16 protein-coding genes are annotated in these 21,851 nt (G+C 50.8%); 5 read left to right on the top strand and 11 right to left on the bottom strand.

What is annotated here, in order from left to right; all coding sequences use genetic code 11:
* Window positions 1–70: 70 nt before the first annotated feature.
* The 7 genes from DFP95_RS27265 to DFP95_RS27235 all read right to left on the bottom strand — a co-directional run bounded on the left by DFP95_RS27265 (window position 71) and on the right by DFP95_RS27235 (window position 10,417).
* On the bottom strand, window positions 71–2,149 hold the full coding sequence (locus DFP95_RS27265) for an alpha-glucuronidase family glycosyl hydrolase (protein ID WP_115995839.1): 2,079 nt from the start codon (window positions 2,147–2,149) through the stop codon (window positions 71–73).
* Window positions 2,146–3,156 (bottom strand): endo-1,4-beta-xylanase, encoded by a 1,011-nt coding sequence (locus DFP95_RS27260; protein ID WP_425453333.1) that lies wholly within the window; start codon window positions 3,154–3,156, stop codon window positions 2,146–2,148. Before DFP95_RS27260 ends, DFP95_RS27265 begins: the two co-directional genes overlap by 4 nt.
* 16 nt (window positions 3,157–3,172) lie before the next feature.
* Window positions 3,173–4,105, bottom strand: a complete 933-nt coding sequence (locus DFP95_RS27255; RefSeq protein ID WP_115995837.1) for a carbohydrate ABC transporter permease — start codon at window positions 4,103–4,105, stop codon at window positions 3,173–3,175.
* 14 nt (window positions 4,106–4,119) lie between these two features.
* Complete coding sequence (locus tag DFP95_RS27250; protein WP_245988014.1) at window positions 4,120–5,094, bottom strand: ABC transporter permease; 975 nt, start codon at window positions 5,092–5,094, stop codon at window positions 4,120–4,122.
* A gap of 109 nt (window positions 5,095–5,203) precedes the next feature.
* Window positions 5,204–6,922 (bottom strand): type 2 periplasmic-binding domain-containing protein, encoded by a 1,719-nt coding sequence (locus tag DFP95_RS27245; RefSeq protein ID WP_115995835.1) that lies wholly within the window; start codon window positions 6,920–6,922, stop codon window positions 5,204–5,206.
* A 114-nt stretch (window positions 6,923–7,036) separates the two neighbouring features.
* Window positions 7,037–8,809 carry a sensor histidine kinase gene (locus tag DFP95_RS27240; protein WP_115995834.1) on the bottom strand — a complete coding sequence of 591 codons (1,773 nt, stop codon included), beginning with the start codon at window positions 8,807–8,809 and terminating at the stop codon, window positions 7,037–7,039.
* Between the two features lie 30 nt (window positions 8,810–8,839).
* Window positions 8,840–10,417 (bottom strand): response regulator, encoded by a 1,578-nt coding sequence (locus DFP95_RS27235; protein ID WP_115995833.1) that lies wholly within the window; start codon window positions 10,415–10,417, stop codon window positions 8,840–8,842.
* 143 nt (window positions 10,418–10,560) lie between these two features.
* Between DFP95_RS27235 and DFP95_RS27230 the strand changes: the two genes are divergently transcribed.
* Genes DFP95_RS27230 through DFP95_RS27220 form a run of 3 tightly spaced genes read left to right on the top strand, consistent with a single transcriptional unit; the run spans window position 10,561 to window position 13,190 of the window.
* Complete coding sequence (locus DFP95_RS27230) at window positions 10,561–11,235, top strand: GntR family transcriptional regulator (protein WP_115995832.1); 675 nt, start codon at window positions 10,561–10,563, stop codon at window positions 11,233–11,235.
* 15 nt (window positions 11,236–11,250) lie between these two features.
* Window positions 11,251–12,366, top strand: coding sequence for a mannonate dehydratase (uxuA, locus tag DFP95_RS27225; protein ID WP_115995831.1), 1,116 nt, complete (start codon window positions 11,251–11,253; stop codon window positions 12,364–12,366).
* Entirely contained in the window at window positions 12,336–13,190 is an 855-nt protein-coding gene (locus DFP95_RS27220; RefSeq protein WP_115995830.1) for an SDR family oxidoreductase, read from the top strand. The genes uxuA and DFP95_RS27220 overlap by 31 nt, the downstream gene beginning before the upstream one ends.
* An 847-nt stretch (window positions 13,191–14,037) precedes the next feature.
* On the opposite strand, the gene DFP95_RS27215 is transcribed toward DFP95_RS27220, so the two are convergent.
* The 3 genes from DFP95_RS27215 to DFP95_RS27205 are packed head-to-tail and all read right to left on the bottom strand — an operon-like array spanning window position 14,038 to window position 17,175.
* On the bottom strand, window positions 14,038–15,117 hold the full coding sequence (locus tag DFP95_RS27215) for a Gfo/Idh/MocA family protein (RefSeq protein ID WP_115995847.1): 1,080 nt from the start codon (window positions 15,115–15,117) through the stop codon (window positions 14,038–14,040).
* A gap of 31 nt (window positions 15,118–15,148) precedes the next feature.
* On the bottom strand, window positions 15,149–16,159 hold the full coding sequence (locus DFP95_RS27210; RefSeq protein WP_115995829.1) for an AraC family transcriptional regulator: 1,011 nt from the start codon (window positions 16,157–16,159) through the stop codon (window positions 15,149–15,151).
* Window positions 16,160–16,188: 29 nt separating this feature from the next.
* On the bottom strand, window positions 16,189–17,175 hold the full coding sequence (locus tag DFP95_RS27205; protein WP_115995828.1) for a Gfo/Idh/MocA family protein: 987 nt from the start codon (window positions 17,173–17,175) through the stop codon (window positions 16,189–16,191).
* Window positions 17,176–17,429: 254 nt separating this feature from the next.
* Here DFP95_RS27205 and DFP95_RS27200 point away from each other — a divergent pair, with 254 nt between their 5' ends.
* Entirely contained in the window at window positions 17,430–18,596 is a 1,167-nt protein-coding gene (locus tag DFP95_RS27200; RefSeq protein ID WP_115995827.1) for a M20 family metallopeptidase, read from the top strand.
* On the opposite strand, the gene DFP95_RS27195 is transcribed toward DFP95_RS27200, so the two are convergent.
* A complete protein-coding gene (locus tag DFP95_RS27195) occupies window positions 18,593–19,450 on the bottom strand; it encodes an AraC family transcriptional regulator (protein WP_115995826.1) in 858 nt (285 codons plus the stop codon). The genes DFP95_RS27200 and DFP95_RS27195 overlap by 4 nt on opposite strands.
* A gap of 127 nt (window positions 19,451–19,577) precedes the next feature.
* Here DFP95_RS27195 and DFP95_RS27190 point away from each other — a divergent pair, with 127 nt between their 5' ends.
* Window positions 19,578–21,629 (top strand): beta-galactosidase, encoded by a 2,052-nt coding sequence (locus tag DFP95_RS27190; protein WP_115995825.1) that lies wholly within the window; start codon window positions 19,578–19,580, stop codon window positions 21,627–21,629.
* The last annotated feature ends 222 nt before the right edge of the window (window positions 21,630–21,851 follow it).

The raw sequence follows: 21,851 nt of genomic DNA, 5'->3' as shown, positions 1-21,851 counted from the left end.
CAATGGCACCGGTTAGTGACTTTCTATTAGCAGTCAAGCGGGAAACAAGCCGTTCATTCGGAGGCGGAGGCTAATAAATCTTCCTTCCTAGCTTGTCGGCAATTCCGCTCTTGCGGTAAAAATAAGTATTCATCCTGTCGCGCCATTCGCGGGCATGCTCCGCCTGCTCCTTCAGACGCTCGGCTACCTGCCTATGGAGCCCATCGTCCAACGTACCCTCGAGGCCGTTCCAATCTTCTCTCAGTTGCTCAGCCCGCTCCGCGCCGTCAAAGCGCGAGTCGTAAATGTGCTGAATAACCGTTGAGCCGGAATGGAGCACGTGCGTATACGGCACATGATGAAAGAACAGAAGGAGTTCGTCGGGGCAGCGCTCGACGGATCCATAGACATAAGCGTTGCTTCCCATGTATTGCCCCGCGTAACCCGTCCCCGATTGGACCGTCCGATCGACGCCTATGCCATGGCAATCGGCAAAGTGATAAGTACCCCACTTCGAATATTCGTATCCGTCCACGTCAGGCCCGTAATGATGTCCGGGATTAACCATCCAGCCGACTCCGAGCGGAGCCGTATACGACTCGTATATGCTCAACGATTCCATCAGCATGGAAACGATCGTTCGGACGAGTCGTTCCTCGCCGCCGAAAGTAAGCCTTGCCCATTCCTCGGCAATCGCCTCCGCGGAAATCTCCGTGTCCCAAGCCAGCCTGCCGTATCCGTACAAATTGGCCTGCGCAAGCAGATGACCCGTCCAATTCTCATCGTCGCCGATATTAGAGACGGCCGCTATTCCGCCGTAACGTCTACCGTACGCGCTGCCGTTGATGATATTTTTGACGCTGGAGGCTTCTTCCTTGGCATAGGTTTCGAAGTCGAGCGCTTCTTTCCACTGCGGAACTAGATAGCACAGATGCCTTTGCTGGCCCGTATACTCCTGCGTAATCTGGAACTCTATCATTTGATTCGTCGATTCCATCGCTCCGAATAGGGGAGAAACAGGCTCCCTCACTTGGAAATCCATCGGGCCGTTCTTTATTTGCAGAATGACGTTGTCGTGAAACCGGCCGTCCTGCGGAGTGAAATGATCGTATGCCGCCCTTGCCCGGTCCGTCGACCGGTCGCGCCAATCCTGCTTGCAGTTATACACGAAGCATCGCCAGATCACGACGCCTCCGTGCGGCAGTAACGCTTCGGCCAACATATTGGCGCCGTCCGCATGGTCGCGATCGTAAGTAAACGGACCAGGCCGGTTCTCCGAATCGGCTTTGACAAGAAATCCGCCGAAATCAGGGATCGCCGCATAGACCTGCTTAGTTATGGCGACCCACCACTCTCTAACGCCCGGATCAAGCGGATCGGCCGTCGAAAGTCCTCCGATTTCGATCGGGCTCGCGAAATTAATGCTCAAGAACAGCTTGATGCCGTAAGCGCGGAACACGTCCGCCAGCCTCGCGACATCCGGCAAATATTTATCCGTCAAGAACATCGTTTCGTAATGGTGCACGTTCACATTATTGATCGATATGGCGTTAACGCCCGTGGAGGCTAACAGCCTCGCATAATCGCGAACTCGCTCCGTATTGTTCGTAATCTCATTGTTTAGGTAGAAAATCGACTTTCCGGCATAACCGCGCTCGATACTTCCGTCGATATTATCCCATTGGTTAATCATGCGTAACCCGTTCTTAGGGTTCTCCGCAAGCTCAAGCGACTCCAAGTCAGATGTACTGCCGGTGCCCAGAAGCCTTAGAAAATGGAATACGCCGTATAGGATGCCCGCAGCCGTAGAAGCTCCGATCGCGATGCAGCCTGCCTCCGAATTTGTCCGGATGGCGTAGCCTTCCGGTCCGATCGCCGCTTGCGTTGCTACATCGAAAGTTCGAGCGACGAGTTCGTTGCCTCCTTCGAACGTACCGAGCGCGATGCAATAGTCGCCATCCGAAATACCGGAAGACGCCGGCCGAATACCTAGCATAGACTCGATTCCGTTCATCAGCTCCGCTACGGCGGAGCCGATAACCTCGCCGTCCTCGGCTACAACTACCCTGCCGCACCAAGTTACGCCCGATTTCAGAAGCTCCTCCGATTCAAGATGTCGATATCCGAGCCAGCCTACATACGCGGCGTCCGCATGCAACGCCTCATTCATCGGCCGTCCACCACTCGCCAGAAGCTCCGTTTGGGCTGATGATTCTCATCGAATAACAGCGGCCAATTTTTCCGGCCCCGAACCGGAAAGTTATCCAGCCAAGTATAATCGTCCGCGGCGCCCCAGAACGTAACCGAATCGATGACATCCTTGTATTCCCGGAGCAGGTTGAAAACCGCTTCATACTTCCGCGCTTGCAGCTCGAGAAGCTCTTCGGGCGGTGCGGTCAGATCGGCCCTTACGTCATCGAAACGGAAGAGCGACAGGTCCATCTCGGTCAGATGCAGCACTAGGCCGAGCGAAGCATACTTCTCGATCGCGGCCCGGATCTCATCCAATCCGGGATCGAACAAGTTCCAATGCGCTTGCAAGCCTATGCCGTGCACAGGCACGCCTTGGGAGAGCAACGATTTCAATAGTTCGTAAATCTTATCCCGCTTCTGCGGGTGCGATTCATTGTAATCATTGTAGAAGAGCAGCGCTTTCGGATCCGCTTCGTGGGCGAATTCGAAAGCTTTGGCGATAAACCCCGGACCGGCAATATCAAGCCATGGCGAAGAACGCAGCAGTTCGGGCCCTTCATCGGCTATTGCTTCATTAACGACATCCCAAGCGTAAATATCTCCCTGGTATCGCCTTACAACGGTATCGACATGCAATTTCAAGCGGGCAAGCAACGTCTCGCCGCTAACCGGACCTCCCTCGCCGTCTTGGAAAAGCCAGTCGGGAGCCTGATTATGCCAGACGAGGGTGTGTCCTCTCAGCTTCTTACCGTGCTCCCGTGCATAATCGACGATTTTGTCGGCCGCTTCAAAAGTATAGGAATTCTCCCAAGGATGAAGTCTCTCGAATTTCATCTCGTTTTCCGCGGTCAAGCTATTATAATGATTGGCGATCAAATCCCCCGACTGGGCTATCGTTCGGGGGTTCACCGCCGCTCCGATATCGAAACAACCGTGGAATGCTTCATATAATTTGGGTATGCTTCGGTTTATGTTGTCTACCAATTCAATCATCCTCCCATTAACCCTTCACGCCGCCGACCATCATCCCTTTGACGAAATACTTCTGCAAGAACGGATACATGAGGATCATCGGGACTGAAGCTACGATCGTCATCGTTGCGCGTACCGCGAGCGGCGTAACCGCGTTCGCCGCGGCATCCGGATTCGAGAACGCGCTTGCCGCCGAAGAAGACGCGCTTGAATTTTGAAGTATTTTTTGAAGCTCATATTGCAACGTACTGAGTTTGATATTCGATGAATTGTACAAGAATACATCGAGCCAAGAGTTCCATTGATAGACCGCCGTGAACAACGCTACCGTCGCAAGAACAGGAAGGCACAGCGGCAGGACGATGCTGAAGAACGTCCTGAATTCACCCGCTCCGTCTATTCTCCCGGATTCCAGGATGCTATCCGGAAGTCCATCGATGAAGGATCGGATAAGAATGAGGTTAAAGACGCCGATCAAGCCCGGCCAAATATACACCCAGAAGCTGTCGATCAAGCCCAAATCGCGAATGTTCAAATAGTTCGGGATAAGACCCGGATTAACGTACGCGGTCAGAACGAAAGCAATCGTGATGAATTTCCGCAGCACGAAGTCTTCCCGGCTGATCGTATACGCAACCATTGCCGAACAGAATACGGTTGTAATCGAACCTATGACCAGTCGGAGAATCGAGATCAACGTCGCATGGAATATCGTCGACTGCTGGAACACGTATTTGTAATTCTCAAGAGACACGTCTCTCGGCCAAATATAGATGCCACCCCTGATTGAATCCATCGCTCGGTTCAACGATAACGCGAGCGTGTTCAAAAAAGGATACAAGGTGACGACCATCAGCAAACAAAGGAAGATAATATTTAAGGTGTCGAAAATTCTGTCTCCTAGCGAAGCGTTTCTGCGGGAAAGCTTCTTGGGCGCAGTTCCTGTGGCTAGATTTGCCATCCGGTGATCCTCCTTTAGAACAGTCTGCTCTCGCCTGCGCGTTTCGCGATATTATTCGCGATGAACAACAATACAATGCTGACGAGACTCTTAAACATACCTGCCGCGACAGCTAGAGAAAAGTTGCTTTGGTTAATCCCGTAAGTGAGAACGAATATATCAATGTTCTCGGAATAGTCGATGTTCATCCCGTTTTTAAGCAGATATTGTGCCTCGAATCCCGATTCCATCAAATTCCCGATATTCAAGATAAGCAATACGACGATAACCGACTTGATGCCCGGCAACGTAACGTTCCACATTCGTCTGAACCGCCCCGCTCCATCCATTTCCGCCGCTTCGTACTGCGCGGGATCGATCGTAGCCATCGCGGCCAAGTACACGATCGTATTCCACCCGAGGTCTTTCCAAACAGTCCCTAGTCCCAATATGGTCCAGAAATCTTCCGGAATGCCGAGAAACAATATTTCCTGGCCTTTCTCGATCATGCCTAATTTAATCATCAACACATTGATAATGCCATCCGGGGCGAGCGTCGCTTGAATAATGCCTGCGGCAACGACCCAAGAGAGAAAATGCGGCATATAAGTAACCGTTTGTACGACACGCTTAAACAAAACCCCGCGTAATTCGTTGAGCAAGAGCGCGAGAATAATCGCGGTAACAAAGCCAAGAACAAGATTAATTCCGCTCTGAGCAAGCGTATTTCTTAACACGCGCATAAATCGTTCGTCGTGAAAAAGAAATGTAAATTGATCGAAGCCGACCCATTCTTGTTCCGAGAAGCTTTTCGCCGGTCGGTACTTCTGAAAGGCCGTCGTCCAACCCCATAGCGGCAAGTATTTGAAAAGAAAGAGCCAAACGAGAAAAGGAACCGACATCAAGACGAGCATCCGTTGTTGCACGAGCTTCTTAAAGAAAAGTTTCAGTCCAGTCGGCTTTTGATCAGACGTCATGGAAGACGTTTCAGATTCGATGTTGCTGTCCATATTCATTCTCCTTCCGGACCGTTCAAGACTAAGTAGAATAAGCGAAAGGCGACTTGCGCGAGCCAACTAGCACGCATAAGCCGGCCTTTCGCTTATTACTTATAATCGCTTACTTGGCAGCTTCGATAGCGGCTTTAATTTGTTCCGTATACCATTTTTCGTATCCAGCGGTGTCAATCTTGCCGAATGCGGTTAAATATTCGTCCCATACTTTGTCGAAATCGGCCGGTTTCGCCAGCACAAGCTTCGGATAGAACTTCTTCGTGATTTCGTCTTTCGTCGTTTCCCAAATTTGTTCAGGCGAGCCTTGTGCTTTCGGAATACCCCATGCAGGGAACCACACGCGTTCGTCCGGATCAGCGAAGAGCTCAGCGTACGTTTTAACGCCGTATTTTTCGAGAATCATTTTGTCCGCATCCGTCAAGCTCATTTGGAATACTTCCGGTTGATAGCCCGGCGCAAGCGCGTTGCCGTCGGCTAGCGTGGAATTCGTGCCGTATTGCGGCCAATCCCATGCATAGTATCTGAATCCGAATTTCAGGTTGAACGGCTCGTCGATTTTGGCGATTTGCTCTGCCGTACGTAAGAAGCGACCCTTGTCGTCCACTTCATATGTCTCGCCCTTGATCCCCCAGCTTCTAAGAACTTGGTTCTCTTCCTTCAGCAGGTTATCCCAGTATTCCATAATACGTTCTGGATCCTTTGCGCTTACGCTGATGCCGATACCACGATTTTTAACGAATCCCGGAGGATCTTGTAGCTGGTCTTTGCTGCCATCCCATGTGAGCGGCATCGGTTGGTATACGAAATCGTCTTGCGTTGGATCTTGTCTTGCAGCGTCCGTCAGCAGGTTGCGGGCATTGCCCGTTTGCCAGCCGTAATCGAAGAATCCGACGACTTTTTTGGAAGAGAGCTTAGCAAGATATTGATCGTAGTTATCTACGAAGGAAGCTTTATCGAAAAGACCTTTGGCATTGAAATCGTTCAATTTTTGCAACCAATTCTTAGTGGAATCAGTCGTGTAATAAGTCTTTGCTTCGAATGTTGACATGTCGACTTCGACGTTGCCATCGTTCGGATACCCATCCAAGTGCATCGGCACGTTGGAGGTCGCGAAGAATCTCCAGTCATGCGTCAGGGTAACGAGTCCGGTCAAATTTTCGTCTTTGTGCTTGGCGACGAATTCCTCGATCAGATTCATGTACTCTTCAAGCGTTTTGATCTTCGGATAACCCGCTTCTTTCAACACGCGGCGTTGTATCCAGAACGCGCCTTGGTTGATGTTCGGATCCGCCGTATAGCCGCCGACGACGTTGGAGAACGGAATGAAGTAAATTTTGCCGTCCGCCGCTTTCATTTGACTAAGGTATGGGCCGTATACGCGCTTAATATTCGGGTATTTTTCAATCATGTCGGTCAGGTCGATGAAAGCGCCTGCGTCAAGAAGTTGGTCGATACCGGCATCCGGGTTGATGACATCCGGATAATCGTTAGAGGCGATCATCGTACCGATTTTCGCTTTCAGGTCGCCTACCAAGTGTTCGATTTTGAAGTTGACGCCGGTCTGATCTTCGAGAACTTTACCGATTGTCGTCTCGTTCGTGTTCACATCCGGTGCATTGGCTACTCCAAGGAAGTAGCTGAAGGTTACTTTGTCCTTAGGGGCTTCCGAAGCTGGCTCCGAAGCCGGAGCGCTTTCCGAAGCTGTAGGACTGCTACTAACTGCACTAGACGACGCTTCGCTACCGTTATTCTTGTTATCTTTCGAACAAGCTGCGGTGAATACCAGAACAGCGGCCAAACAAGATAATAATAATTTTTTTGACAAACGATTCGAGCCCCTTCCATGCATTATGTTTTTGTAAGCACTTTCATTATAGAATGATTTGAGGGCTTTGTTTACCCAATAAACTATAGTCCTTACTTTGAAAAGCATATATCGTCACAACCCATCGACAGGAATCCGCAGCTTAATAAACGTCCCCCGATTAGGCGCGCTTTCGATCAAGAACTGAAATTGATCCCCGTAAATAAGCTTCAGCCGATAGATGACGTTCTGCACGCCTATCCTCTCCCCGATCTCTTCTTCCGTATCCAGGAAGCCGTAGAATCGATTCACTTTCTCCTCATCCATCCCGACGCCGTTGTCACGAATAGCGAACACCAAATTATCCCGTTCCCGTTCGATGCGTACTTCGATCTTCCCGCCGCTCTTGACGGGTTCAATTCCGTGTATGCTTGCATTCTCCACGAACGGCAAAAACATCATTTTGGGCACGATGCAGGTTCGCGCCGACGGATCGACGATCAGATGATATTCCAATCGGTCCTCGAACCGATATTTTTGAATTTCCAGGAAACATACGATGAATTCCATTTCTTCGCTTACCGTAACCCGATCTTTGCTCCAGGTGAGCGAAGTCCGGAATATTTTGGCCATGTTATGAATGATTTTGGCCGTTTCCGTCTCGTTCTTGACCACGCTGCGCATTCGAATGGTCTCGAGGGCATTAAATAAAAAGTGCGGATTGATCTGGCTTTGCAGGGCGTTCAATTGCGCTTGTCGACGTTCGAGTTCGAGCGATTTCTTCTGTATATCCGCGACATATACATCGTCGATCAGGCTTTTCACTTGTATGGTCATACGATTGAATTCGCTCGTTAATTGACCGATCTCATCGTGATACTCGACTTGTTTAATCGTATCGAAATTTTGGTTCTTCACTTTCTTCATATGTTTGAGAATGTGCCTCAGCCTTACGTTCATCGATCGAGTAATCCATAAAATGATCAACGTCGGCAAGAGGATATTGATACAGGCGAGCACGAAAACGAACTCCCGCGATTGGCGTACCTCCTTCAGTACCTCCTCGGACGAGATCGTACCTACGATGCGCCATCCTTCCAAATAACTGACATTCTCGTATTTCGTTTCAATTTCTATCGCGTCGGACGGGAATACGAGCGATGAATAGTCCAACGAAACTTTCGTCCAATCGACATGGGGATCGGTCGTATATTCGATCTGATTATCGTTGTTAATTAAGTAAATGTTTCCATTCAAATTAAGGTTTCGGAAAATTTGCTGTATCGAAGTTGTTTTCATCTCGATTTTCAATATTTTTTCGAACTGATTTTTCGAGCCGTAATAATTCATTCTACGAATAACGCTGAACACGTCCCTCGTGCCACCGTTCTTGGAGTATGAATCCTCTCTTTCCGTTCGAACGAAGACAGGCTGCGAGGATTTGCTATCTTTAAGCGCGTGGTACCAATCCGATTGTTTCACTTCGGGCGTGATGTCTCCGACGCCGCCGGAGTGCAGCATGGTCGGATTGTCGATATAAATCTTAATATTCTGGACATCGTTATACGCCGGGGTATAGCTGTTCAATATCCGTCGAAAATAGGAGTCGTAGACTTCAATGTAATCGACCGGATTCTCGTATTTCATTTCCAGTATTTCGTTTAAGTTAAAGTCCGTATTGAAAACCATCGAAACCGTTATCGTAGCTTCGATTTTAGCCTGAAACTCGTTTTTGATCTGTTCTACCGCTCTCGAAATATCCTTCATCCTTTGGTTTTTTACGTTCTCCGTCGTTACGCGATAGAAGATCACGTTCGTTAAGACGATCGGAACGAAGACGGACAAAATATAGAGGATCAGCATCTTGTTGCGCAAACGGACGTTATTCAGGCTCAGACTCGGCTTCATGCGGAAATTCCCCTTTGTCGGATGGTCGGGTTACAGCAATTTATTCCGGTATTCCGTTGGCGTCATGCGTTCGATCTTCTCGAACTGCGTGACGAAATAATCCGCGCTGCTGAAGCCCACCTTCTCGGCTACCTCATAGATGCGCATATCCGACGACTGCCGTAGCAGCTTCTTGGCTTCGTTCACTCTTATTTGCAATAGAAAGTCATTGAAATACACTCCGTAAGTTTTCTTAAACAGCTGTCCGAGATAGACCGGATTGATGTAAAACTCGGCGGCGATGCTCTTCAGGCTGATATTGCTCGAATAATTCGCCTCGATGTAGCTGCGAATTTTCTGAATAGCTCCCTTCAATTGCACCTTCCGCAAATGCGCTATGCAGTTCTGACTTTCAACGACGAACTCGGTGAACAGCCTCTTCAATTCGGATAACGACAAGTTCAAGTCGTGCCAACCGACAATCGGCTCCAAGGACGCGAGGGACCGTTCATCTCCGTCCATGCTGCGGATCGCTTTGGTAACTCCGAGCACGCATTGATGAATGTTCATTTTGACGGCTTCCGGGGCATATCTTTTATCGCGAAAATCCAGAAACAATGAGTCGATAGTCGCTTTCACCGCATCGGATTGCAGCTCTTCGATTTGTTCGATGAACCGATTGAAATCGCCGGCATCGATACCGACGTAATTCAGCCCCTCCGATCGAACCTGATCGTAAATGACGATACGGCCGTCGTCATGGATATATTTGTACAATAACGCTTCCTTGGCTGTCTTATAGGATTGCGGGACGTCCATCAGGCGGAAAACAGGTGTTCCGAAATAAAGAAAAATGCTGCAGTCCGCTTCGGAAAGCGCTTCCTTAATTCTTAGCGCAAACAGCCGAACCTCTCCTCCGAACCGTTCGAGCACCCTATCAGGCACGAGAATGCCGATACGATTTCGATGCTCGTGCAAGTAGATTGGCTGATCGTCCCCGGTCTCATGACGAATCGCGAGATGAACGATCTCCTTGAAAGACGCCGTAGGCGCTTGAACCCCGCTTTGACGCCACGGATGGTTGTCGTTCAGTTCAGCGAACATGTAGAACAATCGGTCGTTTGGACGAAGCATCAAGCGTTGTTCCCATTCGGCCACGAAAGCTTCGTCTGCCTCCCCTTTAATGAGCGATTCGATCATGGCACCGGTCAACAACCGCTCATTCCGGACATACTCTACCCGATTCTGTTTAAGCCTCTCATTTAGCTTTCTAAGTGTTTTGGAGAAATCTATCTCGTCTATCGGCTTAAGAATGAAATCGTGAACTCCGTATCGTACGGCTTGTTGCGCATATTTAAAGTCGCTGTAGCCGCTTATGATAATGAATACTGGACTTACCGTCTTTTCCTCGACGATGCGCCGGATAAGCTCAAGACCGTCCAGTACGGGCATGGTAATATCAGTGATGACCAGATCCGGCCGAATGCGCTCGATGAGCTCCAGAGCATCCTCGCCGTTGTCTGCCTCCGCTACAATTCGAAAGCCGCATGCCTCCCAATCGATCAGTTTCATTAAGCCTTTGCGAGTATATACTTCGTCGTCGACCAGGATAGCGTTATGTAAATGCATCAAACCATCCCCCCAATTATTGCATCTTGTATTTAGTTTACCAGAATACTAGAGGATTCTCTTATTTTAGGAGATGAAAATTACAGTTTCATACTACCATACTAGTGTGGTAGTATGGGAGGAAAATAATAGGAGGTGAGGAGATGAACTTGAATCCACCTCAGCGAGAATCCGCAGGGAACTCCGTCTATACCCGGTTAAAGCAGCAGATCTTGACTCTGGAATTGCTTCCGGGCACGGTTGTGTCCGAAAAAGAAACCTCTTCGGTATTCCAAACGAGCCGTACTCCCGTAAGGGAAAGCTTCGTTCGGCTTGCCCAGGAAGGGCTGGTGAACGTATTGCCGCAGCGCGGGACCCAGGTGTCCCTTATCGATTCCGAGCTCGTCGAGGAAGGGCGTTTCATGAGGGAACAAATCGAGAAAGCGGTCATCAGGCTTGCCTGCGAGAGCTTTCCCGAACGGATGCTTGAGCAATTGGAAGCGAACCTCGAATTGCAGCAAGTGAACATGGTGGATTGGGACTACCAACGAATGTTCGAGCTGGACGAAGCGTTTCATCGAATATTATTCGAGGGATGCCGCAAGCTTCAAACCTGGTATGTTATCCAGCAGATGAACTCCCACCTGAACCGGAGCCGAATGCTGTGGCTGATAACCGATCGGCATTGGATGCCTCTGCTAGAACAGCATAAGGATATGGCGGATGCGATCCGAAGACGCGATCCCGACCAAGCCGAAAGCGTGATGAAGAAGCATTTGAACCTGAATATCTCGAATATGAATCAGTTAAAAGCTATTTATCCGAATTATATCAGATAAAAAGGCGGTGTAAGGATGCGCATGGTTTTTCGATGGTTCGGCGAAGGCAACGATACCGTTTCCCTGCAACAGATCAGGCAGATTCCGGGTGTCGAGGGCATCGTATGGGCACTCCATGATTGTCCGGTAGGAGAAGAATGGCCGATGGATGCCGTCTCGGCCGTTCGGGATCAAGCCGAAATAGCCGGACTTCATCTCGATGTCGTTGAAAGCGTAAACATACATGAGGACATAAAGTTGGGATTGCCGACCCGAGATCGCTACATCGATAACTACATTCGTACGCTCGAGAAGCTCGCGCTTGTCGGAGTCAAAGTCGTTTGCTACAACTTCATGCCCGTGTTCGACTGGGTACGGACGGACCTTCGCAAACCATTGGAAGACGGCTCGACGGCGCTTTTCTTCGAAAAAGCCAAAACGACCGATATCGATCCTTCCGAGCTTGTTCGTATGATAGTTAGCAATGGGGATTTAAGCATGCCCGGTTGGGAACCGGAGCGGCTTGCGCGCTTGGCGACTTTATTCGAATCCTACCGGGGCGTCACGGAAGAACGTCTTTGGAGCAATCTAGAGTATTTTCTTGAAGCGATCATTCCCGTAGCAGAACGTCTCGGCATTCAAATGGCAATCCATCCGGACGACCCGCCTTGGCCGATCTTCGGATTGCCTAGAATTATCACTAACCAAACGAATTTACGCCGATTTCTGAATCTGTATGACAGCCCCGCAAATGGCATTACGCTGTGCAGCGGTTCTCTTGGAGCAAACCCGGACAACGACATCGTTTCAATGATTCGAGAGTTTGCCGATCGAATTCCGTTTGCCCATATACGTAACGTGCGCGTTTACGAGAACGGCGACTTTATCGAGACGTCGCATCGGACGCAAGATGGAACCGTCGATATCGCCGGTATCGTGAAAGCCTTCCATGACGAGGGCTTCAAGGGCTACTGCCGGCCCGATCACGGAAGACATATTTGGGGTGAAATAAGCCGCCCGGGTTACGGTCTTTACGATCGCGCGCTAGGTATTATGTATCTTTGGGGAGCATGGGATGCGCTTGAACGCTTACGAACGTTAAGCGAAAGGAGGGAGCCGTCATTAGGGAATGGCCTAAGCATTCGTCTTTAGAAGGGAAGGTCGCGGTTATCACCGGAGGTTCGGGAATTCTTTGCCGGGAGATGGCTTTCGAGCTTGCGCGGCAAGGCGTGAAGGTGGCGGTTCTGAACCGGACCGCGGAGAAAGGCAACGCCATCGCAGAACGAATTCGTAGTGATGGATTCGAAGCTATGGCTACCGTTTGCGATGTGACCGATGCCGATAGCGTCAAGGAAGCCGAATTGCGCGTTCGCGAGGCTTACGGACCTTGCGATATTCTGATCAACGGGGCCGGGGGCAATCATCCGAGCGCCAATACGACCCATGAAATCTTCCTAACGGAAGATTTGAACCATCGGGATGTAACGACCTTCTTCGATTTGAGCGTACAAGGGTTTCGCGGCGTATTCGATTTGAATTTCATCGGTACTTTGATTCCAACCCAGGTGTTCTCCAAAGGAATGATCGGACGTCCGGGTGCCGTCGTCATCAACCTTTCTTCGATGAGCGCTCCTAGTCCGATGACTAAGGTTCCCGCTTATAGCGCCGCTAAAGCAGCCATAAATAATTTCACCCAATGGCTTGCGGTTCATCTCGCCGAGGCGGGAATTCGAGTTAACGCCATCGCGCCGGGTTTCTTCTTGACCGAGCAGAACCGCAGCCTATTGACTAACCCCGACGGGACTTTGACCGAACGCTCTAACAAGATCCTCTCCCATACGCCGATGAGGCGATTCGGTGTTCCCGAGGATTTAATCGGAACGTTGCTATGGCTGGCGGACGAGGAAACCTCCGGGTTCGTGACCGGAACCGTCATCCCGATCGATGGCGGGTTCATGGCCTATTCCGGCGTATGATCCGTTTGTTGCCGCGCAAGTAAAACCGGCTTCGCCGTCTTTCACTTCGAGATAAAAGCTTGCTCTGCGGTACGATTTGACCAAATGCGAGCTATCAAAGGTTGTAAGTCAAGAGAAGTAGAATGGGAATCATCGTTATTGGAGCTGCTGGGCGCTTTTGCAATCAAAGTACGATGAAGAACATCACTTTAGATCGTGTTTCTGAATGGAATAGAACAATCGGAGGCCAATAGTCATAAAAAACATCTTTATCCAGCTTATTTCTTGAACATGCTTCAGACATACAATGAAACACATCGTATTTGAAATGGATGACTTTCATTCACCGCCAAATTGAGAGCGATCCTTTCCGCAAAATAGCCGTGCGTGACACGGTCAATTCAGCCGAGCTGTGTTAGCGCAACCACTCCGAGCTCTGTAGCCATACTTTTTATGCTTAGAGCTCCGAAAACTAACCCACTTCGAGCTGTAGCCATACTTTTTATGCTTAGAGCTTCGAAAACTAACCCACTCCGAGCTCTAACCATACTTTTTATGCTTACACGAGGGTCTGGAGCTTGGTTGGTTTGCTGGAGCTCTGCCACGAACGCTTATTTCGACCTTTGGCGCGCTTTCTCCAACTTCCTTATAGCCCTTCCTCGATAGGGGTAGCCCGAAATCTATTAAAATCTTAGTAGACAAGTAAAACGGATTCGCGTCCTTGGGACGGCAGTAAACGTTTGTATCGACCTATCAGATGAGGTTACAGAGTTCAAAAATTCCATACTTTCTGGTAGTTCAAAAAACCGCATGCGATGATGAATCGCATGCGGTTTTTTGTATAGTTACCTCTTCAAACTCCTAATGGTTACGGTAGTTCGATAGAAACCTCGCGACGCGCTTCCGCCGAGCGGAGTACGCCATCGATGATCGCTTGCTGAATGAGAATCTGCTCTCCGGGAATCGGAGCCGGACGTCCGTCTCTTACCGCCTCGGCGAAATCTCTCACCTTCTCGTCGAACAGGTTGAGCTTATGTCCGATCAGAGGAATCGGAGTCTGGGTATGACCGCCGTATTCATCATGGAACAACGTCATGTCCCCGATCGCTCCGTCCCATACGCCCGACCATGGCCCGCTGCCCGCCGGCGTGACTTTAAGCCCTGCATCCGTGCCAAGGAACATCGTCGCGCCTAGCGTATCCATATGCATCGCCCATGAAATCTTGAATTGAAGCACGAGATCGTTCTCGAAACGCACCATCGCCACTCCGAAATCTTCAACCTCGAATTTGCTGGCTTCCGGATGATAGAGCGGATTGCTGCCGAAGTGGTTCGACGTGAACGCGGACACCGTTAACGGACGCGGATATCCCATGGCGTTCAGAGCCATATCGAGCGAGTAACATCCGATATCCGCCATCGCGCCGGCACCCGCAAGCTTCTTGCTGATGAACGTTCCGCCCGGCATTCCGCGGCGACGGCCGCCGCCCGTTTCGGCATAGTACACCTTACCAAGTCTGCCCGATTGCACGATGTCTTGCAGCAGCTTCATGTTCGGATCGTAACGAGGCTGGAAGCCCAACGTCAGCATATTGCCCGTTTCACGTGCCGTTTGCGTCATCTCGAGCGCCTCTTGAAAAGTAACGGACATCGGTTTTTCAAGTAAAACCTGTTTACCCGCGCGCAACGCATCTACGGTCGTAATATGGTGGGATACGTTCGGCGTGCAAATGCTGACGCCGTCAAGCTCCTGCTCCAGCAATTTCTGGTGACCGTCGTAAGCAGCCGCACCCACGAGTTGCTCCGCTTCGACGAATTGGCCGGCTTTGCCCGGAATAACGTCGGCAACCGCAACGATTTCCACAAAAGGCAGTTTTCTGTAAGCCGATACGTGAGCTCTGGCGATCCCGCCGCTTCCGATAATTCCGATACGCAAATGCTTGCTCATGATATCCATTCCTTCTCTCTTCGTCTAGTGTTTAACGTACTCGGGCATCTCCCGCGTGCAGCTTGCGATACACCGTTGGCGTTACTTCGTATTTCCCCTTGAACACGGGATACAGGTAATTCGGATTCGCGTATCCGTGATTCAACGCAATCTCTTCGATCGGTTTGTCGGTGTGAATCAAGTCGGAACAGATACCCGATAACCGAACGTGTTCCAAATAATCGCGGAAGGTCGTCTGCCCCTCGCTGCGGAAAATTCGTTGCAGCTGACGCGGGCTTATATTGATCGTCTCCGCAACCTGCTCCAAGGAAATCGGCAAGCTTTCGTTGTCCTGAATATATTGAGTCGCGAGCTGGTAACGATGGAAGTTCATGTCCCGCTCCGGTATTCCTGGCTTTCCTTCCGGGCTATCGAACACGCGGGTCGTTCGTAGAAGAATTTGCACGATCGCTTGCTTCATCAACGTATAGAAGCCGGCGGGTTGCTCCTCCCATATCCGGTAAGCCTCAAGAAAACCGTTCATCGCGTGAAATCGGTCGACGACCGGAATAGCCGGCATTCGGTCAAGCGAGGTTAGGCATTCCTTCGCCTCGTTCGTTTCCAACTCATCGCCCCAACCGGTCCCTGTCCGTTGTTCAGCAAGCAAGACGATGTCCAGATGCAAGCACAATTCGTGCATCGGGTCTTCCTCGTCGGACTCCTGGTAATGAATTAAATCAGGCCCGGTCAGATAGAAAAGTCCTTCGTGAAGATCGTGGGGCTGATCGACGAGAATAACCTTCCCTTTGCCCTTCGCGATATAGTGGAATTCATACTCGGAATGCTTGTGGAAGTTAATGATTTGACCAGGCGGGAAGCTGGCAAGGTGGCAACGAAGTACCCGAATTCCATAGTCGCCCCAACGGAACTGCAGCTCCAGCCGATCAAGGGCATCCATCTTGTTAACCATTCGAGCATATGGAAAAGGACCGGGGTTGGCGGCGGATTTACGATCGTGCTGCCTCTTCGAGCCATTGTCGGCTTTGCCCGTTTCCTCCGCCATCCGGTCTCCCCCTCAACGATTATCTAGAATCAAGCCAACTCGTCGAGCTTAACCGCGCGACCTTCCGCAGCCGAACGAGTCGAAGCCTCCATCAGGCGGGTCAGATCGACCGCCGTTGCGATATTTTCCGTCGCTTCCGTACCGTTAACGATATGTCCAACCCACTGACTGAACGCTCCGGGAATTGGTTGATCTATTTCGAGCGATTCCCATTCGCTATTGCCGCCATTCGAGCGCACTACCGGCTTTCCGTCCGGGAAGCCGAATAGCAGCGAGCCTTCCGTACCGTGCAATTCGATGGAGAATGGAGAGTGGCTGTTTACAAAGCCAGCTTCCACGATACCTATAGCGCCTTCCGGGTAGCGAAGAATAGCAACGGCGTTATCTTCGACTTCCTTGCCGGTTACGTATCCGAAAGTTGCGCTGACGCTCTCCGGCATTCCTAGGAAGAGCCTTACCAGGTACATAGGGTGGCATCCGAGGTCGATTAACGCCCCACCGCCGCACTGTTCTTTCGAATAGAAATGGGCCGGCAACCAATCCTTGGTGGCACCGTTATGGGAAAGCCGGACGCGAGCCATCGTAAGCTTGCCAAGCGATCCTTCTTGAATTACCCGTTGTATGGTAAGCGTTGAACCGTCGTTAAGGCGAGGCAGCGACACCGCGAACTTCACGCCCGCTTCCCGAACGGCCGCTAGGATATCTTCCACTTCCTTGTTCGTCGGAGCGATTACCTTCTCCGTGAAAATATGCTTGCCCGCGCGTGCTGCCTTCACCATCACTTCTCGGTGAATATTCGTCGGCGCGTCTACGATAACGGCATCTATGTCATCCCGAGCCAGCATCTCGTCCAACGAAGCAAAATAAGGAACGCCATACTGAGCCGCCTTAGCTTGTCCGCGCTCGGATTGTTCATCCCATATCGCGACCAACTCCGTGGAAGGATGCTCTAAAGCCTGCTTCGTGTAATCATCCGCATGCACGTGCCAATAACTGATTTTGCCTATCCGAATCATGAGGTAGCCTCCTTGGCTCACTTACTAAAAATATACGACAACAATAACAGAGTACACAACTAATCATTCATTTATAATGAGTTTAAGTGTCATTTAAACTATAAATTTACGACATGTCGTAATGAGCTATAGGAAATTTTACACATAGAATAAGACAATGCCTGAGCAGAAAACGACTTCCCTGGCTTGATTCCGTCTCCGGAAAGGACTACGATTAAAGCAATTGAGCACTTGAAGAAGAGGAGCCTAAACAGATGATCGATCCTAAAAAAACGATACAACAAACGATAGAAACCTATTCCTCGCGTTTAACGGAAATCGCCGCCTTCATCGGTGCGCATCCGGAGCTCGGGCACGAGGAAAAACAAGCATCCGCCCTGCTCGTCTCGGAATTGGAATCCCTTGGTTATCAAGTCCAAACGGGGACTCTAGGACTCGAGACCGCATTCGTGGCCGAATATCGTTCCGCCAAGACCGGCCCGATCGTCGGCTTGCTCGCGGAATACGATGCTTTGCCGGAGATCGGACATGCCTGCGGCCATCACCTGATCTGTACGATGGCGCTCGGCGCGGCGGCCGGCTTGCGAGCGATCGTCGATCAGACGGGCGGAACGATCAGAGTATACGGAACTCCGGCCGAAGAAACGAAAGGCGCCAAGATCGATATGGCCGCAGCGGGACTATTCGACGATTGCGATATCGCGATTATGGCACATCCTTACCATAGTTACGAACGATCGGGATCGTCCCTGGCCATGGATGCCCTGCAGTTCGAATTTCACGGCAAAGCCGCGCATGCCGCCGCCAACCCCGACCAAGGCATTAATGCATTGGACGCGGTATTGCAATTGTTCAATTCCGTCAACGCCCTGCGGCAGCAGACACGCAGCGATGCCCGGATCCACGGCATAGTCTCCAGCGGCGGACAAGCCCCGAATATTATTCCGGATTACGCGGCTGCCCAATTCTATGTGAGATCCGCAGCCCGCGCCTATACCGACGAGCTCGCGCGCAAAGTAACCGCCTGCGCCGAAGCGGCCGGAATCGCGACGGGATGCAAAATGTCCGTCAGCAATTACGAGTATTCTTATGACGAGCTGCGTACAAACGAGGCGCTGTCCGAAGCATTCACGGCGAATTTGATCGCAAGCGGAATCGCTCCGGAACAAATTCACTTGAGCAACGATCACGGCTCCTTGGATCTCGGCAACGTATCCCTTCGCTGTCCCGTCATCCACCCCTTCATTAAAGTCGTAGATGAACCATTCCAATTGCATACGATCGAATTCAGGGATGCCGCACAGTCCGATCGTGCATACGAAGCTATGACGTTCGGCGCAACCATGCTTGCGAATACCGCATGCGACGTATTGACCGACGCATCGCTGCTTCGACGCATAAAGGAAGAGTTCGCGGGTTAACTCTCTTCCGCCGAGTTGTCCGACTTGTTATAGAGAAGTCGGTACTGTTCGGGCGTAAGGCCTTCCCGCTCCTTGAACCGGCGGATAAAATAACTGCTCTGATTAAATCCCGATTGCTCGGCGATCTTCTTGACGGTAAGTCCTCCCAGCACCAATAGCTTCTTCGCTCTCGCGATTCTCGCTTCTTGGAGAAAGGATGCGGGCGACCTTCCCAGCACGCGTTGGAATAACCGGCAGAAATACGTCGGGCTATATCCGGCGCGTCTGGCCATGCGCTCCAAATCCCACGCTTCCTCGCATCGCTCCGACATTTCGTCGGCCGTCTTGCGCATTCTCTCTTGATAGTCCAGGCCCGGCGCGGCAGATACAGCTTCGGAACTTCTCAATAGCTCGATCAACAGCTCGTACAGTAAAGCCGATATCTTCGTTTCGTTTCCGCTCTCGTAAACCGACGACAACCGCAATAGATTATCCGTCAAAGAACGAATCCGTTCTTGGCGGCCAAAGGTGAACAGCCACGGCTCGCCTCTACCTCTTCCCTCCAATAACGCGTCCGCTCCCGCTCCGTAAAAGTGAATCCAATCCACGGCCCACGGTTCCTTTCGATCGGAGCCGTACTTCTGTTGTTCTCCCGGCGCATACAAGAAGCCTTGACCTGGCTGAAGCTCGGTCGTATTCCCATTATGCGTGACCGTTCCCTTCCCTTCGAAGAGAAGGTGCACGACATAGTAAGTAGATAATCCCTTCGGTCTATGTTCCCCGTGCTCGGGCTCCCGTTCGTAATGTCCGCAGGATTCCGGAAACACCGCGTATCTCCCGAAGCCGGGCTTCGGCAAGTAATAGTGTAGCCTCATTTACGCACCGCATTTCACAAGATATTGCTATCAATGATAATAATATGTTATATAACGCGGTTTTGAATAGGTTTACAATATCATCAGATGACGCGATATTACTACGACAATCAAAGGGGCATACTCAATGACTTCGAAATTATTAGGATCGGATTCCTTTCAACTAGGCGTATGTTATTATCCCGAGCAATGGAACGAATCGTTGTGGGAAGACGACTTCCGACGCATGAAGGAGCTCGGGTTCAGCATCGTAAGGGTTGCGGAATTCGCCTGGACCTTGTTCGAGCCTGAAGACGGAACGTTCTCATTTGAACTGTTCGACCGCGCGCTCGATGCGGCCCATCGATACGGGTTGAAGGTGATTATGAGTACGCCAACGGCTACTCCTCCCGCTTGGTTAACGCATAGATATCCGGAAGTGCTAAATGCCCGTCAAGACGGAGTTCTCTACCGGCACGGTCAGCGAAGGCATTATAACTACAGCAGCCCCGTGTACCGCTTCTACTGCGAACGAATCGCCCGCATGATGGCCGAACACTATCGTAACCACCCTTCCATCGTTGGATGGCAGATCGACAATGAGTTGAACTGCGAGACGAGCGAATTCCATGCCGACGCCGATCATATCGCCTTCCGTCAATGGGCAAAGAACAAGTATCATACATTGGACCAGCTTAACGAAGCTTGGGGGACCGTTTTCTGGAGCCAAACTTATACGGACTGGGAGCAAGTTTTCTTATCCCGGCCTACTCCATCCAATTCTCCAAACCCGCACCAGCTGCTCGACGAGAAAAGATTTATTTCCGATAACGCGATTTCGTTCGCCCGCCTGCAAGCCGATACGATTCGGCGGTATGCTCCGAATCACTGGATAACGACGAACGGTATTTTCGGGAGATTGGACAATCATGCCTTGAACGAAGGGCTTCTGAACTTCTTCTCCTATGACTCTTATCCTCAATTCAGCTCTTTAGAGGATCCGAATAACGAAAGCTCGTTGCGGGATCGCAAATGGAGCCTGAACTTGAGCGAGGCTCGTTCGATTTCTCCACAATTTTGCGTCATGGAACAGCAATCCGGCCCGGGAGGATGGGTTAACCGAATGGACATGCCCGCGCCGAGACCCGGCCAGATGCGTCTATGGACTTATCAGTCCATCGCGCACGGAGCGGATATGCTGCTCTACTTCCGATGGAGAACCGCCACGATGGGCACCGAGATTTATTGGCACGGCATAAACGACTACCACAATCGTCCTAATCGGAGGGTTCGGGAAGCCGCTAGAATCGGAGAGGAACTCGGCAAAGTAGGCGGATTGATTACAGGAAAGAACTTTAGAGCACGATTCGCTTTTCTGGAAGATTACGATAACAAATGGGATGCCGAATACGACGTTTGGGTCACGCCGCTCAGATGGAAAAGCCGCGATTCCTGGCAAAAGGCGTTGCAGGAACGGCATATTCCGATTGATGTCGTCTATATGCGCGAAGGAACAACGCTAGAACAATTGCAGCGTTACCCTGTACTCGTGTATTCCCATGCCACCATATTGACCGAGGAACGGGCCAGTCTGCTGGATGCGTACGTCAGAAGCGGCGGCACTCTCATTATGGGCGCCAGGACGGGTTACAAAGATCAACGCGGCCAATGCCGTATGATTCCCTTCCCCGGCCTCGCCGCCGACTGGTGCGGAATCTCGGTGGAGGATTTCACGTTATGCAATCCAAGCTATCCGGCGGCGTCCGTGCAGTGGAACGATGAAGGCGCGGCGGAGATTTCTACGGCTTTATTCAACGAAGTATTGAACCTGGAATCCGACACGGCGGAGATTATGGCTACCTACACGTCCGCATACTATTCGGGTGAGGCGGCGCTCACTCGGAATCGGCACGGGAACGGTTGGGGTTGGTATTTCGGATCCGCCTTTACCGAGGATGTCGTCCATGGCATCCTCGATCGGATCAACGTATCCTCGCCCGCGGACGGCTGGGTCGAGCTCCCCAAACAAGTCGAAATCGCTATCCGGGGCGATATCGTGTTCCTGCTCAATTATAGCCACGAACCGGTTCGATTGAATTTCTTGGAGTCGACATTGAACCTGCTCGATAATCGGTCACTTGTCGGGAGCGTAGAACTCGAACCCTATGGGGTACTACTGGTTCAACGCGCATTTACCTAATACAATATGGACTAAATTAAACGTCACTTTCGTCTTCGGACGGAAGTGACGTTTAATTTAGAAAATAAATACAAGTATTATTTATCACAAATTCGCTTTGCGTGGAGACTATTTGCCATAGTCGGTCTTTCCGACTGCTATGAACGTGAAAGTCAACGCATGGTGCTCCACGTAGGTTAAAGTTTCTTTTAAATCGCTCGGCACGAAGGCAAAATGTTAGAT

The organism is Cohnella lupini, from assembly GCF_003386205.1.
Taxonomy (GTDB): Bacteria; Bacillota; Bacilli; order Paenibacillales; family Paenibacillaceae; genus Cohnella; species Cohnella lupini.
Note: the sequence above shows the minus strand (reverse complement) of the source record. Positions and strands in the feature narration are given on the sequence as shown.

What these genes read in the sequence shown, in the direction of transcription:
- DFP95_RS27265 (WP_115995839.1), bottom strand. Translation starts at nt 2,149, where the DNA reads ATGAATGAGGCGTTGCATGCGGACGCCGCGTATGTAGGCTGGCTCGGA.
- DFP95_RS27255 (WP_115995837.1), bottom strand. Translation starts at nt 4,105, where the DNA reads ATGGCAAATCTAGCCACAGGAACTGCGCCCAAGAAGCTTTCCCGCAGA.
- DFP95_RS27250 (WP_245988014.1), bottom strand. Translation starts at nt 5,094, where the DNA reads ATGGACAGCAACATCGAATCTGAAACGTCTTCCATGACGTCTGATCAA.
- DFP95_RS27240 (WP_115995834.1), bottom strand. Translation starts at nt 8,809, where the DNA reads ATGAAGCCGAGTCTGAGCCTGAATAACGTCCGTTTGCGCAACAAGATG.
- DFP95_RS27235 (WP_115995833.1), bottom strand. Translation starts at nt 10,417, where the DNA reads ATGCATTTACATAACGCTATCCTGGTCGACGACGAAGTATATACTCGC.
- DFP95_RS27230 (WP_115995832.1), top strand. Translation starts at nt 10,561, where the DNA reads ATGAACTTGAATCCACCTCAGCGAGAATCCGCAGGGAACTCCGTCTAT.
- uxuA (WP_115995831.1), top strand. Translation starts at nt 11,251, where the DNA reads ATGCGCATGGTTTTTCGATGGTTCGGCGAAGGCAACGATACCGTTTCC.
- DFP95_RS27215 (WP_115995847.1), bottom strand. Translation starts at nt 15,117, where the DNA reads ATGAGCAAGCATTTGCGTATCGGAATTATCGGAAGCGGCGGGATCGCC.
- DFP95_RS27210 (WP_115995829.1), bottom strand. Translation starts at nt 16,159, where the DNA reads ATGGCGGAGGAAACGGGCAAAGCCGACAATGGCTCGAAGAGGCAGCAC.
- DFP95_RS27205 (WP_115995828.1), bottom strand. Translation starts at nt 17,175, where the DNA reads ATGATTCGGATAGGCAAAATCAGTTATTGGCACGTGCATGCGGATGAT.
- DFP95_RS27200 (WP_115995827.1), top strand. Translation starts at nt 17,430, where the DNA reads ATGATCGATCCTAAAAAAACGATACAACAAACGATAGAAACCTATTCC.
- DFP95_RS27195 (WP_115995826.1), bottom strand. Translation starts at nt 19,450, where the DNA reads ATGAGGCTACACTATTACTTGCCGAAGCCCGGCTTCGGGAGATACGCG.
- DFP95_RS27190 (WP_115995825.1), top strand. Translation starts at nt 19,578, where the DNA reads ATGACTTCGAAATTATTAGGATCGGATTCCTTTCAACTAGGCGTATGT.